This is a genomic window from Nonomuraea sp. H19 (assembly GCF_052068215.1).
Lineage (GTDB): Bacteria > Actinomycetota > Actinomycetes > Streptosporangiales > Streptosporangiaceae > Nonomuraea.
This window is the reverse complement of sequence record NZ_JBQHCV010000013.1, coordinates 234,970-249,546: the sequence shown is the minus strand read 5'-3', so window position 1 is coordinate 249,546 and position 14,577 is coordinate 234,970. Positions and strand designations below refer to the sequence as shown.

Below are 14,577 nucleotides of genomic sequence, written 5' to 3'. Positions count from 1 at the left end.
TCGCGTAATCTCGCGGGGACTACGTCACAGTGGTTGCTGTGGGTGGGGAGGGTGCGGCGTCGCCCCACGGCTCGGCGTGCAGCGGATGCAGGGCCTTCGTCTCGTCGAGCCAGATGAACGCGTCGTAGCGGCGCCCCACCACCGTGGGCACGTAGTTGCCCCAGCGCTCCCGCTCCGCGTGGTACACGACGCCGATGGCCCGGTGCCCCATGGGGGAGTCGTACCATTCGGCCCTGGAACCGCCGGGCACCACGAACAGCGCCCGCGGCACCGAGAGCGCCTCGTGCAGCAGCGCCTCCAGCGACGCCGGGCGCGCCGGCGGCACCGGCATGACGTGGTGCTGCGCGCCCCACCGGTCCGCGGCCACCACCGACCCCCGGTGGCTGCCGAACCCCACCAGCGCCACGTCCCGGCCGTGCCGCTCCCGGGCCAGCTCGCCCAGATTCGTCATGCCCGCGGCCGCCATGTCGGTGGCGCGGGCGTCGCCCACGTGCGTGTTGTGCGCCCACACCACGCCCTTGGCCTGGTGGTGCTCGGCCAGCCGGTCGAGGGTGTCGGCCATGTGCACGTCCCTGACGTTCCACGACTCGGGGCCGCCGCGCACCATGGCCCGGTAGTAGCGTTCCGCCCCGGCCACCACCTCGGCGTTCTGCCGCACGCCCAGATCGGCCGGCGCCGCCCCGATCACGGTGGCGAGCAGGTTCACGACCTCGTCCTCGCACGTGTCGGGGACGAGCCGGGTGGCCAGGCCGTACTGCTGCGGGTCGTGCCCATAGGCCTCGAAGCAGTAGAGCGCGTCCATCACCGTCTCCAGCCGGTCGGGCAGGTTCGTGGCGGCGTAGTGGCGTACGGCGCGCAGCGAGTCCCACAGGCTGTAGACGTCCAGGCCGTGGAAGCCGCACCGCTCGCCCGCCGGCCGGCCGGCGTTCCAGCGCCGCAGCCAGCGGCAGAAGTCCACGACCTCCTCGTTGGCCCACATGAACGTGGGCCAGCGGGCGAAGCCGTACAGGGCCTCGAACGGGTCCACGTCGCTCGTGACGGCTTGATTCACCCGCTCGCAGTCCGGCCAGTCGCCCTCCACTCCGACGAAGCCGAACCCCTTTTCGGCGATCAGGCGGCGGGTCAGCTCGGCCCGCCAGGCGTAGAAGTCGTGCGTGCCGTGGCTGGCCTCGCCGATCAGCACGAATCTGGCCTCGCCGATCCGGTCGATCAGCGGGTCCAGGTCGGCGGGGCCGCTCAGCGGGAGCGCGGCGCGGCGTATTTCGTCGAAGTTCGTCATCCTTCCTCCTCCGCCAGCGTCCACAGGCACTCCCGGGCGAGCTGGAGCTCCTCTCGTACCTGGACCACCAGGACCGGTACGGCGGCGCCGTACGCGCTGATCGGGCCGTCGTCGTGGCGGTTGCCGTGGACGGGCGGCTCGATGCCGAGCAGGCCGAGGCGGCGGCAGATGGCCTCGCGCACCTCCGGCTGGTCCCAGCCGATCTCCCCCGTGAACACCAGCGCGTCGATCCGCTCCAGCGACGTGGCGGCGGCGGCGATCTCGCGGCTCACCCGGTGGCTGAACACGCTCAGCGCCAGCGCGGCCGCCTCGTCGCCGTCCCGCTCGGCGGCGACCAGCTCGCGCGTGTCCCCGGAGCGGCCGCCCGACAGGCCCAGCAGCCCCGAATGCCGCTCCAGGCCCTCGCCCAGCTCCGCCGTGCTCAGGTGGCCCTCGGCCAGCAGCCAGACCAGCATCCCCGGATCCACGCTGCCCGAGCGTTTGCTCATCGGCACGCCGTCCAGCGGTGTGAACCCCATCGACGTGTCCACGCTGCGCCCGCCCGACACCGCGCACACCGAGCAGCCGCCGCCCAGGTGCGCCAGCACCAACTCCAGCTCGGCGAGCGGCCGGCCGAGCAGCTCGGCCACCCGGTCGGCCGCCCAGGCGTAGGACAGGCCGTGGAAGCCGTAGCGGCGCAGGCCGTACCGCTGGCGCCATTCGCGCGGCAGGGCGTACGTCGCCGCCTCGGGCGGCATCGCGGCGTGGAAAGCGGTGTCCGGGCAGAGCACGTGCGGCACGGCCGGCAGCTCCGCGCGGGCCGCCTCCACCAGCGCCAGCGCCGGCGGCAGGTGCAGCGGCGCCAGGCTCGTCACGCCGCGCAGCGCCGCCAGGGTCTCGTCGTCGGCCACCACCGGGCCGCGCACGATCTCGCCGCCGTGCACCAGCCGGTGCGCCACCGCCCTGATGTCCCGGTCGAAATGCCCGCCCAGGAACGCCGCCACTTCCTCCCGGGCCGCCCCCGGATCGACCGCGCGCTCGGCATGCGCGCTGTCCAGCACGCTGCCGCCCTCGACGAGGTCGAGGCGGAGGCTCGAGGAGCCGGCGTTGACGGTGAGTATCGCTGCCGACTCGGTCACCTGCTCGTCGATCGCCCGGCTCATGCGGCTCGGCTACCCGCCCCCGCTCCCACAAAACGGACATTTGGCTTTGCCGCGCTCGGAGATCGCGCCGGGTGGCGTGGCGGTCCCCATCACGCCCGCCTTCGCGTTTCAGGCCGTTCCAGGGAGGAAGGAGAGCGTGGACGTGTGAGGAGGCGGCGTGAGGCGGGAGTCGGACGAGGAACGGGCGGATCGCAACTTCGTCGAGCTCTTACAGGGTGCGCGGGTGGCGGTGACCGGCGTGCAGGTGCTGTTCGCGTTCCTGCTGACCGTGCCGTTCTCGCCCGGGTTCACCCGGCTGGGGCTGGCGGACCGGTGGCTCTTCTACGTGGCGCTGGTCAGCGCCGCCGTGGCGTCGATCTGCTACATCGCGCCGACCGCGCAGCACCGCGTGCTGTTCAGGCAGGGCCGCAAGGAGACGCTGGTACGCCGCTCCAACTTCTACGGCATCGTCGGCGCGCTCGCTCTGGCGGTGTCGATCACGACGGCGACCATGCTCGTGATCGACTACCTGTTCGGCACCGTACTGGCCTGGGTCACCGCGGGACTGCTGGCCGCGCTGGCGCTGTGGACGTGGTTCGGCCAGGCGGCGCTCGCCCGCTCGAACGGCCCCGAGCGACCTCCCTCGGTCCCGTCGTCGCCGGAGGAGGACTGACCGCGGGGGTCAGGCCTTCGCACCGGCGCAGGCGCGGGGGCGGGGCGCGACGGCCGTGATCAGATAACGGTCGATCTGCCGCTCGACGCAGGACGAGCCGCCACTGTACGCGGTGTGCCCATCGGCGTCGTTGGTGAGCAGCACACCCTTCGACAACTGCGCGGCCAGCTGCCTGGCCAGCGCGTACGGCGTCGCGGGATCGCGCGTCGTGCCCACCACCACGATCGGCGGCGACCCCTCGGCCCGCACCTTCTTGGTGAAGCGGGTCCCCTTGACCGGCCAGTACGGGCAGGCCGACTCGGGATGGTCGACGCAGTTGATCGCCGCGAGTGCCTCGATGGCGTTGCTGTAGGAGCCGTCAGGCCGCCGGCCGTGGTAGCCGTCGGCGAGGCCCAGCATGAGCGTGCCGTCGCCCTTGAACGCCGAGGCCAGCGCCTTCCGCAGGATCGGCCAGCTGCCCTGGGAGTACAGCGCGGCCATCACCCCGGTACGCACCACGGCCTCACTGACCTGCCTCCCGTCGTAGGTGTTGCGCAGCGGCGCCCGGTCGGCCCGCTTGAACAGCGCCTCCAGCCTCTTCAGCGCCGCGCCGACCGTACGCTTCTCGAACGGGCAGTCCGCGGCCTTGAAGCAGTCGCGCAGGAACGACTCGATCGCCACGCGGAAGCCGTTGGCCTGCGACTGGGCGAACTCGGCGCCGGTCTGGTCCGGGTTCTCGGCGCCGTCCAGCACCATGGCGCGGATCCTCTTCGGGAACAGGTCGGCGTACCTGGCGCCGAGGTACGTGCCGTACGACCAGCCGAAGTACGTCAGCCGCGCCTCGCCGAGCGCGGACCGCATCACGTCCATGTCCCGCGCCGCCTCGCCCGTGCCGACGTGCCGGAGCAACTGCTTGCCCGAGTTGGTCTCGCAGGCCTTGGCGAACGTCTTGGCCCACAGCTTGGCCTGCTTGACCTCGGCGCGAGTGTCGGGGGTCGGGTCGGCGGCGAAGTAGGCGTCGAGCCCGAGCGTCCCCAGGCAGCGCACGGGGGAGGAGCGGCCCACGCCGCGCGGATCGAAGCTGACGACGTCGAAGCGCTCCCGGATGGCCGCCGACATCATCGCCTTGTTCGCGCTCAGCGCGTCAACACCGGACACGCCCGGCCCGCCGAAATTCAGCACGACGGACCCGATCTTCTTACCGGTCGCCGGAAGCCGGATCATGGCGATCTTAATCCGCTTGCCGCCCGGTTTCGAATAGTCGAGTGGCACCTTTAATTTCGCGCACTCGAACCCGTTGCCGCACGCCGACCAGCCGAGCCGCTGACCGTAGTAGTCGCCGAGCCGGTCGGGTGCGGCGGCCTTCGCCGTGCCGGAGAGCCCCGTCATGGCGATCAAGCCGGCGATGACGGACGAAATGATTTTTGTTGAATGTGTCATGAACAAAAGCTGAGGGTAAATCCTTGCGAGCCCCTTTAATTGTGCTGGAATAGATCATTTGCAAGAAGTGCGATAGTGCGGGTAGCAGGTGGGGAAACGCGTACGACGGGACAGGGGGCAAGGTCTCATGTCGCAGAAGTACCGGCCCGTTCAGGGCGAGCACAAATACGAGCAGGAGATCACCTCGCCGGGAGAGCACGAGGACCGGCCGGGGCGCAGTCTCATCACCACCAACCACGACGTCATCCGCCAGTGGGCCGAGGAACGCGGAGCGCGCCCGTCCAAGGTGCCGGGCACCGAGCACGAGGGGCGGCCGGGTGTGCTCAGATTCGATTTCCCGGGCTACGGCGGGGCCGAACTGGAGGAGATCTCCTGGGAAGAATGGCTCAGGACGTTCGACGAGCGGCAGCTGAACTTCATCTACCAGGAGCACAAGAAGGACGGCGCGCAGAGCAACTTCTTCCGCCTCGAAAGCCCGTTCCGTGAGGACGCCTGAGACCCAAAGCATGGTCCTCGCGCCAGGGGATCTGGTGATGGTGAACGGTCCCCGGCCGGCCACGCCGCTACCGCCGGGGGGCGATGACGACGACGGTAGCGGGGCCGGTCTCCCGATCGCCTCGGCCTGCGCGGCCTGGACGATCTCAGGGTCGGTATGCGGTGTCGACGAGGTGGCGGGCCTGGCGGGCGGAGAACAGGTAGGTGGTCACGAGCCCGTTGTGGCATCGAGCATCCACAGGGCCGCCATCGGCAGGGCCTTGAGCTTGTCGCCGAAGGGGAGGGGCTGCTCGCCGGTATAGAGGACGAATCCCGCGCGGAATCTTGCCCCGAGCCGGGCGGCCAAGAGACGCAGGCCCCGGAAGTCGTCACCGCGGACGGTTTCCCCGGCCTTGACCTCTATGCCGATCACCTCCCCGGACGCGTGCTCCAAGACGACGTCCACCTCGACCTGGTCGCGGTCGCGGTAGTGGAACAGCCGGACGGGCTCGCCGGCCCAGGTGAGCTGGCGCGCGATCTCGCCGATCGCGAAATTCTCGAGCAGCGGGCCGACGGGAGCCGTGAGATCCCTGGCGCGTTCGGGTGACATGCCGATGAGGCGGCCGCCGAGCCCGCTGTCCGTGACGATCAGTTTGGGCGTGGAGACGGCGCGGCGGGTGAGGCCGGAGGACCAGGCCGGGACGCGCTTGATGACGAAGACCAGCTCCAGGAGGTCCAGGTAGCGGGAGAGGGTCGTTCTGGGCAGGCTCACGTCGCCGGCCATCGATTGGACCACGGCCAGCCCCGCCATCCGGGCCGCGACGACGCTGAGGAGCCTGCGCATCTCGGCCGGGCGTCCGATGCCGGAGATCTGGCGCACGTCGCGGGTGATCAGGTCGGTGATGCAGGAGTCGAAGAATCTGTTGCGCCCGCGTCCGGGGGCTCGCCGGACCGCCTCCGGGTAGCCGCCGCGTAGCGCCCTGTCCACGTAGTCGTACTTGCGGAGCGGGCAGGGGCGGATGGTGGTGTCGGCGCCATGTGTGAAGACGTGGCCCACGAACCCGTCCGGAGCGTTGTCGATCTCTCCTTGGGACAGCGGCCACAACTCGATGGATTCCGTCCGGCCGGGGAGCGCGTCCGGGAGATCGCGTAGGCCGAGCAGCCGCGCGGAGCCGGTGAGGAGGAATCGGCCCGCACGCGGATGCCGGCCGGCTTCGTTGGTGATCGGCAGGAGCAGCTGGGGGGCGCGCTGGACTTCATCGATCATCAGAAGACCGTCGTGCTTGACGAAGCCGGCGGGATCCTCCTCCGCGGCGGCCAGCACGGCCGGGTCGTCCAGGCAGAGCTGGAGGACGCCCTCCGCCTGGTTGGCGATCGAGCTCGCCAGGGTGCTCTTCCCGACCTGCCGGGCGCCGTTCACCACGACGACCCGGGTGTCCGCGAGCGCTTGGAGCGTCATCGCCTCAGCGTGTCGCGGGAACAGGGACCGTTCCGTCACGTGGCCAAGTTACCGCAGGTGAACGCCCCCTGCCGGAGGGTCTGTGGGCGTTCTGCCGCAAAGATCGTGGGCGTTCTGCCGATCGCCGGGCATGAGGCGCGCATCGCGCAGGATCAGCCGCACGATCTCGTCAACGGTGCTGGTCTCGTCGATGACCTTCTCGCGTCCGTGCGGCAGCACGTCCTCCCGCACGTACCACTGCCGCATCTCCTCCGGGCCGAACTGGGAGCGCTGCGGTCGCGTGTCATGCCGGCGAAGCGTCTCCTCCCACGAAACGTCCAGGTAGTAACAGGAGGTCCGGCCGCGATGGTCACGGCACAGCGCCTGCAGCAGCTCCCCGTACCGGCTCCGGGTGAGGATGCCTTCCAGGACCACGTGGTAGCCCGCGTCCAGAGCGTGGCGGCACATCACGTCGAGGAGCCCGATGTTCACGCCGCCCGGCTTGTCCAGCTCGCGCAGGATGTCGCGACGTACCACATCCTGGCTGATCAGAGCCATGCCACGACGGCCGTACGTCTCGCGTACGGCCCGCGCCACAGTGGACTTGCCCGAACCCGAATTGCCGCGGATCACGATGAGGACCGTGTCCGGTGAACCGGTGAACACCGTACGACCGTATCCGTTCACCGCGAGCTTGGCGACGGGCTGATGACCGGGCGCCGGATTCCTCGTCCCGGCGCGCCCATCCGGTCACGGGCGGCAGGCGGGGGCGGTGCTGTGGCGTTCGACGAGGACGCTCGGCACCAGGCGCTGGGCCGGTTCGGCGTCCGGGGCGGCCAGGTGGTCGATGAGGGCCTCGACGGCGGCGGTGGCGATCTCCGTGGCGGGCGGGGTCGCGGTGGTCAGCTCCGGGTCGGTCGACTCCGGCTCGCCATTGGAGCACAGGACGAGTGACAGGCGTTCCGGGATCGGGCGGCCGAGGGCGCGGGCTTCGTGCATGGCGCCCAACGTGGCCTCCCAGTTGTAGGAGATGATGGCCGTCGTCTCCGGCGCGGTGTCCAAAAGCTCGCGGAGTGCGGCGCGGCCTGCTCGTACGGTGTGCTGGCTGGCCACGATCGTGCAGTCGAGCCGCAGCTCCGCGCAGGTGCGCCGGAGGGCGTCGGCGAAGCGGACCGCCGCGCCGATCCCGTGCGTGCCGCGCTCGTACGGGGCGTTGAGCATGCCGATCGTGCGGTGCCCGAGCCCCGCGAGGTGGTCGGCCACCAGGCGGGCGATCTGCTTGAAGTCCGCGTCCGCGTAGGGGACGTGGCCGGGTGTGCGGGTGCGGCCGATCAGGCCGACGGGGATGCCGGCCGATCTGAGGAATCTCACCCGCTCGTCCGACATGGTCACCTGCATCAGCAGGAACCCCTGGACGAGGCCCGCCCGGACGAGCTGGCGCAGCTCGTCCATGTCGTCCGGGCCCGAGGTCCACAGGACGACGTGGAAGCCGCGCTTGCGGGCGGCGTCGGCGGCGGCCAGGACGTATTCCAGGTCCGAGCCGACGATCGTGCGCGGCTGGGACGGGAAGACGATCGCGATGATCCGGCTGCGGCCGCCGGCCAGCGCGCTGGCCATGGCGTTGGGGGTGTAGCCGAGCTGCTCCATGGCCTCGAGCACCTTGCGGCGGGTCTCCGGGCGGATCGACCGCGCCCCGGTGAGCACGTGCGAGACGGTGCCGGTCGAGACACCGGCGAGGCGAGCGACGTCAGCTCTGGTGACCATGCGTGAAGTGTCCTGAGGGTCGGGGGCCAGGAACCATCGATTACCACATGTTACGTAAATGTTACCGGCTAGCCGGTTCAGCCTTTCCGGCAATCATACCTATGTTTGACACGCGTCAATTTCACCCCGAGGAGGCTTCCCGCTGTCAAGCCCCCTCGGGGAACGGCGTGGGTGCGCCGGCGGGCCCACGCGTCACTTCAAGGGAGTTCACTGATGCGACGGACGAGAGTCACCACCACCTTCATCCCGATCACCGCGGTCGTGCTGCTTGCCGGCGGCTGTCTGAACGATGGGGGCTCGGCGCAGGCCGGGGGAGCGGGAAACGGGAACACCGGCAAAACCGTCGAGATCATGACAGGCATGACCGGGGACCTTCTCAACGCGGTGAAGGTGTCGCTGGAGCCGTACGCGAAGGAGCAGGGCATCACGATCAAGTGGTCGCCCTCGGACAACTTCAGCCAGCTCATCGTCACCCGGGTCCAGGGCAACAACCTGCCCGACATCGCGCTGTTCCCGCAGCCCGGGATCATGAAGGACCTCGCGGCGAAGGGCAGGCTCGCCCCCCTCGACGACGTCCTGGACATGCCCGCGCTGAAGAACAGCATGGCGAACGGGACGCTGGACGCCGGCAGCCAGGACGGCAAGCTCTACGGGCTCATGGTCAGCATGAACGTCAAGAGCCTGGTCTTCTATCCCAAGCAGGCCTTCGAGTCCGCCGGGTACACGGCGCCGAAGTCCATCCCCGAGCTGCTCGCGCTGAGCGACAAGATCCGGTCTGAGGGCAAGACCCCCTGGTGCCTGGGCATCGAGTCCGGGCCCGCGACCGGCTGGCCGGCGACCGACTGGCTGGAGGAGCTGGTGCTGAAGTACGGCGGCACCACCCAGTACGACGACTGGACCCAGCACAAGATCAAGTTCGACTCCCCGCTGGTCCGCCAGGCGGCCGGCACCTTCGAGAAGATCGCCTTCACCGACGGCAACGTCGTGGGCGGGCGCAAGTCCATCGCGAGCAACAACTTCGGCACGGCCGGCAACCCGATGTTCCGCAACCCGCCGGGCTGCTTCATGTACAAGATGGGCAACTTCGTCGCGGCCAAGGGCGGATTCCCCGACGACGTGCTGGCCGACATCGACAACCGCGTGGGCGTCTTCGGCTTCCCGCCCGCCACCGCGGGCGGCGACAACCCCGTCGAGGGCGGCGGCGACCTGGCCGGCCTGTTCAGCAAGGACAACGAGGCGGCCAAGAAGATCCTGCAGTACATGAGCACCAAGGACTTCGGCGCGGCCGGGGCCAAGGGCGGCGTGTGGATGTCGCCCCACAAGGACTTCGACGTCAGCAACTACCCGACGAAGACGGTACGGGACATCGCGCAGATCGCGTACACGTCGACCGCGCTCGCCTTCGACGGCTCGGACGCGATGCCGGGAGCCGTCGGCTCCGGGACTTTCTGGAAGGGCATGACCTCGTGGATCAGCGGCCAGCAGAACCTCGGCCAGTCACTCAAGGCGATCGACGACAGCTGGCCGAGCAACTGACGGGGGCAGCGCCATGCTGATCAAGACGATCAACGCCGTCCTGGCCGTCGTCGCGGGAGTCGGTGGCGCCCTGATCCTGTTCTGGGTGCTCAACCGGCTGGTGGAGCTGCTGCCCGGCAAGTGGGAGAGCCGCCTCAAGCCGTACGTCTACATCGGCCCGGCCTTCCTGGCGATCAGCCTCTACCTGATCTATCCGGCGATCCAGACGATCAACTTCAGCTTCGCCAACGCCGACAGCACCGCCTACGTCGGCCTCGCCAACTACACCTCGCTCCTGGGATCGGCCGGGTTCCGGTCCACCCTGGTCAACACGCTGCTGTGGATCGTCATCGTGCCCGCGGTGACGATCGGGCTCGGTCTCGGGATCGCGGTGCTGGTCGACCGCCTCAGGCCGCGGGCGGAGAAGCTGGCCAAGACGGCGGTCTTCATGCCCATGGCCATCTCGGCGGTCGGCGCCGGGACCATCTGGCGGTTCGTGTACGCCACGAATCCGCCCGGCGAGCCGCAGATCGGCGTGCAGAACGCCATCGTGACGGGCCTGGGCTTCGACCCGGTCAACTGGCTGCAGATCACCGACTTCAAGTTCAACAGCCTCGAGCTCATGGTGATGCTGCTGTGGGCGCAGGTCGGCTTCTCCATGGTGCTGCTCTCGGCCGCCATCAAAGGAGTGCCCGCCGACACGCTGGAGGCGGCCAGGATCGACGGGGCGAACGAGCGGCAGATCTTCTTCAAGGTCATCGTCCCGCAGATCTGGGGGACCGTCATCACGGTCTTCGTCACGGTGACGATCGGCGTGATGAAGCTCTTCGACATCGTCTATGTCATGACAAATGGTGATTTCGACACCAACGTCATCGGTGTGCAGTTCTTCAACGAACTCTTCACGAACTACGAGAACGGCAAGGCGGCCGCCATCGTCGTCATGCTGATGATCGCCATCGTGCCGATCATGATCTACCAGGTGCGTCACTTCCGTACCGAGGAGGCAGGGCGATGAGCGTCACCACCCCCACCGTGAGCCCGCCCGCGGCCCCGAAGGCGGCGGCCGCGCCGGGCGTGACCCGCCGCCAGGGAGAGGCCACCCCGGTGGCCAAGCTGACGGTGCTGTTCGTCTGCACCCTGTGGATCATCCCGACGCTGGGCCTGCTGATCACCTCGTTCCGCACCAAGGACGACGCCAACTCCCTCGGCTGGTGGACGATCTTCGCCGACCCGGCGGCGGTGGCCCGCCTCACCACCCAGGCCTACGGCGAGGTCATCGCCCAGGCCAACCTCGACCAGGCGTTCGTGAACAGCCTCGCCATCGCCCTGCCGGCGACGTTCATCCCGCTGCTCATCGCCTCGTTCGCCGCGTACGCGTTCGCGTTCATGACCTTCCCCGGGCGCAACACCCTCTTCATCGTGATCGTCAGCCTGCTCGTGGTGCCGAACTACGTGGCCCTCGTCCCGATCCTGCAGCTGTACGGGGACTTCCGCCTCACCGGGACGTTCCCGGCGGCCTGGCTGGCGCACATCGGGTTCGGCATGTCGCTGGCGATCTACATCCTGCGCAACTACATGGCGACGCTGCCGAAGGCGGTGCTCGAATCGGCCAGGATCGACGGCGCCAGCCACTTCACGATGTTCTGGCGGCTCATCATGCCGATGTCGGTGCCGGCGCTGGCGTCGTTCGCGATCTTCCAGTTCCTCTGGGTCTGGAACGACCTGCTCGTCGCGCTCGTCTTCATCGGGCCGGGCGAGAACCAGCCGATCACCGTCGCGGTCCAGGCGCTCATCGGCCAGCAGGGCCAGGGCTGGCAACTGGTCACCGCGGGCGGCTTCATCTCGATGGTCGTGCCGATCTTCTTCTTCCTGGCACTGCAGCGCTTCTTCGTCCGCGGCCTCACGGCCGGGTCCGTCAAGGGCTGAGGGGTTCCCAGATCGAGCCGAGCGGCTGGACCACGAGCGAACGCAGCAGAGCCGTCCCGCCCTCGGCGAACACGGCGAGCCCCTGCCCCGCGGGGAAGACGAGGTCGGTGACGACCGTCCGGCCGCCGTCGCCGAAGAGCTCGACGGAGGAGGCGTCGAGGTAGGCGGTGAACCTCACCCCGCCGCCCTCGACCGGCGCCGGCCCGCCGTGCCATCCCGCGGCCGCCTCGCGGGGACCCCGCTCGGCGAACAGCTCACCGGCTCGCGCGTCGTAGCCGAACACGACGTCGCCGGCCTGCAGCCCGAAGCGGCGCGCGGTGCCGGGCTCGAACTCGGCGGTGATCTCGAAAGCGCCGTCGTGCGCCGGGCCGGGCAGTGCGGTCGTGCCGCTCACCTCCCGGTCCCCGAGCGAGACGGGCGTGCCGGTGCGCAGCCCGCCGAGCGCCGCGACCGGGCGCTGCGCCAGCCGGACGCGGTCGCCGTCGGCGACCAGCGAGAGCTCGCGGGGGAGGGTCATGGCGCCGCGCCAGGGATGGGTGCGGATCGAGGCGGCGTCGTCCCAGTTGCCCATCCAGCCGATCCAGTAACGCCGGCCGTCGGGTGCGCCGTTCCAGGAGACGGCGGCGTAGAAGTCGCGGCCGTGATCGGCCCAGGCGGTGGACGTGTCATCCGGGGTGAACGTGATGCCGTCGAAGTCGCCGGCGAAATACTGCACGCCGGAGCCGCCCGCGGGGCCACCGGGGTTGAGGCTGACCACCATCACCCACTTGGACCCGCCTCCCTCCACGGGGAGCTCGAACAGGTCGGGCACCTCCCACACGCCGCCCGTCGCCCCGGCGGGGCCGAACTCGCTGAGCCGCCTCCACGCCTTCAGATCGCCGGATCGGTAAAGGGCGATCTTCCGCTCCTCCGCCAGCGCGACCACCATGATCCAGTAGCCGCCTTCGGCGTACCAGAAGACCTTCGGGTCGCGGAACTCGGTCGAGCCGATGTCGAGGACCGGGTTGCCCGCGTACCGGGTCCAGGTCCGGCCGCGATCGGTGCTGTAGGCCAGGGCCTGGGCCTGGAGACCGCTCTTCGGATACCACGCGGTGTAGACGGCGACCGCGGCCGCCTTGCCGAAGCCCGCCGTGTCGTGCTCGTCCACCACGATGCTGCCGGAGAACACCTGCTCGTCCGCGGTGGCCGGGATGGCCGTGCCGAGCTCCTCCCAATGCAGCAGGTCAGGGCTGACGGCATGGCCCCACGACATGTTGCCCCACCCGGCGCCCTCGGGGTTGTACTGGTAGAAGAGGTGGTATTCGCCGTCGTGCCAGACCAGGCCGTTGGGGTCGTTCATCCAGTTCCGGGCGGGCGTGTAGTGCACCTGCGGCCGGTATGGCTCGCGATAGGTAGGGCGCAAGGGGATCCTCCTGCGAGCGTCGGCATCAAAGGGGTCATGAGGAGCGGGGGGCGGTCACCGAGTCGCGCACCACGAGCGGGCAGGGCATCAGCGCGTGCTCGCCGCCGGGCGCGCCGGACCCCGCCCGGGCGAGGGCCCGGCGCGCGGCCCAGACCCCCATCTCGTAATGCGGCAGCGCGACCGTGGTCAGCCCGGGATCGAGGGCGTCGGCGAGGTGTTCCTGATCATCGAACCCGACGATCGACACGTCGCCGGGTACGCTCAGCCCGGCCGTGCGGGCGGCGCGGTAGGCGCCCATCGCCATCCGGTCGTTGAAGCAGAACAGCGCCGTCGGCCGGTCCCGCCGGCCGAGCAGCTCGCCCGCGGCGCGTACCCCGCCGTGCACGTCACCGGACTCGCCGCGGGCCACCAGCGACGGATCGAAATCCGCGCCGAGCGTTTCGGTGAACGTCTCGAGCCGCTCGCGCGCCGCCGGCACGTCCTCACCCGAGGTACAGAATCCGATCCGCCGGTGACCGGCCGCGAGCAGGTGCTCGACCGCGGCTCGCGCGCCGCCGCGCTCGTCCGGGATCACCCAGTCGGCCGTGCCGGCCAGGGGACGCCCGTCGAGCACCACGAGCGGCAGCCCGTCGGGAATCTCCGGTACGTCGATCTCGCGGTGATACATGCAGGCGTAGATCAGAGCGTCGACGTTCCGCTGGGCCAGCGCCTGGATCGCGCTGTGTTCCAGGTCCGCCATCCCGCCGGTGTCGATCAGGAGCAGCACGTATCCCGCCTGCCAGGCCGCCTCCTGCGCTCCCTTGAGCATCCGCCCGGCGAACGGGGTGGTGGCCACCATGTCCGACAGCAGGCCGATGGTCTTGGTGTGCCGCGTGCGGAGGCTGCGCGCCAGCAGATTGGGCGCGTATCCGAGCTCGTCGGCGGCCTGCCTGACGCGCTCCCCGATGGCCGGCTTCACCCGCCGCGCGTCCCTGCCGTTCAGCACGAGCGAGACGGTGGACACCGAAACGCCGGCGCGCGCGGCCACATCCTTGAGTGTCACCACGGCACCGCATACTCTCACGTCAAACGTTTGACGGCAACGCTCAGCCGCTGTCGTGCACGCGGCGGTCCACCTCGTCGGCCAGCCGGTCCAGGGACCGGTCGAGCAGCTCGCGCACCTCCTCGGCGCGCGCCCCCGAATCGGGCTCGTCGAGGAGGGAGATGTGCACGGTCACCTCGCTGGTGCCGCCGGCCGAGTCGGCCACCTGCAGCCACCCGGCGTAGTCGGGATGGTCGCGCCCGCCCCACTCGACCCGCAACTGCTCCTCGGACGCGCGGAACAGTCCTTCGTGCGCCCCCTCGCCGGGCACCAGCTCGCCGTCCGCCTCGACGGTGCCCGGCCCGCTGCCGCTGACGTGCAGCCCCTGCGGCAGCCATCGGTCCATGACCGCGACATCGGACGCGACTCCGTACACGACCGTGCTGTCGGCCGGCATCCCGCGCGTCGCCTCGAACTCCGCCATCTCAGCTCCCCCTTCCAATGGGCCCGCCGTACCCGTGTGATCTGCTCGCAAACCGCGG

14 protein-coding genes are annotated in these 14,577 nt (G+C 69.9%); 5 read left to right on the top strand and 9 right to left on the bottom strand.

The features are described from left to right. Window positions 1-19: 19 nt before the first annotated feature. Both ACTMTI_RS28855 and ACTMTI_RS28850 read right to left on the bottom strand, forming a co-directional pair. Entirely contained in the window at window positions 20-1,279 is a 1,260-nt protein-coding gene (locus ACTMTI_RS28855; RefSeq protein ID WP_441123686.1) for an erythromycin esterase family protein, read from the bottom strand. Continuing rightward, window positions 1,276-2,421: an acetate/propionate family kinase gene (locus ACTMTI_RS28850; RefSeq protein ID WP_441123685.1), complete on the bottom strand. Its 1,146-nt coding sequence runs from the start codon at window positions 2,419-2,421 to the stop codon at window positions 1,276-1,278. The genes ACTMTI_RS28855 and ACTMTI_RS28850 overlap by 4 nt, the downstream gene beginning before the upstream one ends. Window positions 2,422-2,578: 157 nt before the next feature. Between ACTMTI_RS28850 and ACTMTI_RS28845 the strand changes: the two genes are divergently transcribed. Then, on the top strand, window positions 2,579-3,073 hold the full coding sequence (locus ACTMTI_RS28845; protein ID WP_441123684.1) for a DUF6328 family protein: 495 nt from the start codon (window positions 2,579-2,581) through the stop codon (window positions 3,071-3,073). Window positions 3,074-3,082: 9 nt separating this feature from the next. On the opposite strand, the gene ACTMTI_RS28840 is transcribed toward ACTMTI_RS28845, so the two are convergent. Further along, complete coding sequence (locus ACTMTI_RS28840) at window positions 3,083-4,492, bottom strand: alpha/beta hydrolase (RefSeq protein ID WP_441123683.1); 1,410 nt, start codon at window positions 4,490-4,492, stop codon at window positions 3,083-3,085. A 127-nt stretch (window positions 4,493-4,619) separates the two neighbouring features. Between ACTMTI_RS28840 and ACTMTI_RS28835 the strand changes: the two genes are divergently transcribed. Next, window positions 4,620-4,988: a hypothetical protein gene (locus ACTMTI_RS28835; protein ID WP_441123682.1), complete on the top strand. Its 369-nt coding sequence runs from the start codon at window positions 4,620-4,622 to the stop codon at window positions 4,986-4,988. A 207-nt stretch (window positions 4,989-5,195) separates the two neighbouring features. On the opposite strand, the gene ACTMTI_RS28830 is transcribed toward ACTMTI_RS28835, so the two are convergent. The 3 genes from ACTMTI_RS28830 to ACTMTI_RS28820 form a co-directional block, all read right to left on the bottom strand. Next, window positions 5,196-6,425 carry an ATP-binding protein gene (locus tag ACTMTI_RS28830; RefSeq protein WP_441123681.1) on the bottom strand — a complete coding sequence of 410 codons (1,230 nt, stop codon included), beginning with the start codon at window positions 6,423-6,425 and terminating at the stop codon, window positions 5,196-5,198. 48 nt (window positions 6,426-6,473) lie between these two features. Next, window positions 6,474-7,070 carry an AAA family ATPase gene (locus tag ACTMTI_RS28825; protein WP_441123680.1) on the bottom strand — a complete coding sequence of 199 codons (597 nt, stop codon included), beginning with the start codon at window positions 7,068-7,070 and terminating at the stop codon, window positions 6,474-6,476. An 84-nt stretch (window positions 7,071-7,154) separates the two neighbouring features. After that, window positions 7,155-8,168: a LacI family DNA-binding transcriptional regulator gene (locus ACTMTI_RS28820; RefSeq protein ID WP_441123679.1), complete on the bottom strand. Its 1,014-nt coding sequence runs from the start codon at window positions 8,166-8,168 to the stop codon at window positions 7,155-7,157. 213 nt (window positions 8,169-8,381) lie between these two features. Between ACTMTI_RS28820 and ACTMTI_RS28815 the strand changes: the two genes are divergently transcribed. The 3 genes from ACTMTI_RS28815 to ACTMTI_RS28805 are packed head-to-tail and all read left to right on the top strand — an operon-like array spanning window position 8,382 to window position 11,612. After that, entirely contained in the window at window positions 8,382-9,704 is a 1,323-nt protein-coding gene (locus tag ACTMTI_RS28815; RefSeq protein ID WP_441123678.1) for an ABC transporter substrate-binding protein, read from the top strand. Between the two features lie 13 nt (window positions 9,705-9,717). Further along, window positions 9,718-10,701 (top strand): carbohydrate ABC transporter permease, encoded by a 984-nt coding sequence (locus tag ACTMTI_RS28810; RefSeq protein ID WP_441123677.1) that lies wholly within the window; start codon window positions 9,718-9,720, stop codon window positions 10,699-10,701. After that, on the top strand, window positions 10,698-11,612 hold the full coding sequence (locus tag ACTMTI_RS28805) for a carbohydrate ABC transporter permease (protein ID WP_441123676.1): 915 nt from the start codon (window positions 10,698-10,700) through the stop codon (window positions 11,610-11,612). Before ACTMTI_RS28810 ends, ACTMTI_RS28805 begins: the two co-directional genes overlap by 4 nt. Here the strand turns inward: ACTMTI_RS28805 and ACTMTI_RS28800 are convergent. The 3 genes from ACTMTI_RS28800 to ACTMTI_RS28790 are packed head-to-tail and all read right to left on the bottom strand — an operon-like array spanning window position 11,602 to window position 14,519. Further along, on the bottom strand, window positions 11,602-13,014 hold the full coding sequence (locus ACTMTI_RS28800) for a glycoside hydrolase family 32 protein (protein WP_441123675.1): 1,413 nt from the start codon (window positions 13,012-13,014) through the stop codon (window positions 11,602-11,604). The two genes, ACTMTI_RS28805 and ACTMTI_RS28800, sit on opposite strands and share 11 nt — an antisense overlap. Window positions 13,015-13,048: 34 nt before the next feature. Further along, window positions 13,049-14,056, bottom strand: coding sequence for a LacI family DNA-binding transcriptional regulator (locus ACTMTI_RS28795; protein WP_441123674.1), 1,008 nt, complete (start codon window positions 14,054-14,056; stop codon window positions 13,049-13,051). Between the two features lie 43 nt (window positions 14,057-14,099). After that, complete coding sequence (locus tag ACTMTI_RS28790) at window positions 14,100-14,519, bottom strand: SRPBCC family protein (RefSeq protein WP_441123673.1); 420 nt, start codon at window positions 14,517-14,519, stop codon at window positions 14,100-14,102. Between the last annotated feature and the right edge of the window lie 58 nt (window positions 14,520-14,577).

What these genes read in the sequence shown, in the direction of transcription:
- ACTMTI_RS28840 (WP_441123683.1), bottom strand. Translation starts at nt 4,492, where the DNA reads ATGACACATTCAACAAAAATCATTTCGTCCGTCATCGCCGGCTTGATC.
- ACTMTI_RS28855 (WP_441123686.1), bottom strand. Translation starts at nt 1,279, where the DNA reads ATGACGAACTTCGACGAAATACGCCGCGCCGCGCTCCCGCTGAGCGGC.
- ACTMTI_RS28810 (WP_441123677.1), top strand. Translation starts at nt 9,718, where the DNA reads ATGCTGATCAAGACGATCAACGCCGTCCTGGCCGTCGTCGCGGGAGTC.
- ACTMTI_RS28850 (WP_441123685.1), bottom strand. Translation starts at nt 2,421, where the DNA reads ATGAGCCGGGCGATCGACGAGCAGGTGACCGAGTCGGCAGCGATACTC.
- ACTMTI_RS28820 (WP_441123679.1), bottom strand. Translation starts at nt 8,168, where the DNA reads ATGGTCACCAGAGCTGACGTCGCTCGCCTCGCCGGTGTCTCGACCGGC.
- ACTMTI_RS28815 (WP_441123678.1), top strand. Translation starts at nt 8,382, where the DNA reads ATGCGACGGACGAGAGTCACCACCACCTTCATCCCGATCACCGCGGTC.
- ACTMTI_RS28830 (WP_441123681.1), bottom strand. Translation starts at nt 6,425, where the DNA reads ATGACGCTCCAAGCGCTCGCGGACACCCGGGTCGTCGTGGTGAACGGC.
- ACTMTI_RS28790 (WP_441123673.1), bottom strand. Translation starts at nt 14,519, where the DNA reads ATGGCGGAGTTCGAGGCGACGCGCGGGATGCCGGCCGACAGCACGGTC.
- ACTMTI_RS28805 (WP_441123676.1), top strand. Translation starts at nt 10,698, where the DNA reads ATGAGCGTCACCACCCCCACCGTGAGCCCGCCCGCGGCCCCGAAGGCG.
- ACTMTI_RS28835 (WP_441123682.1), top strand. Translation starts at nt 4,620, where the DNA reads ATGTCGCAGAAGTACCGGCCCGTTCAGGGCGAGCACAAATACGAGCAG.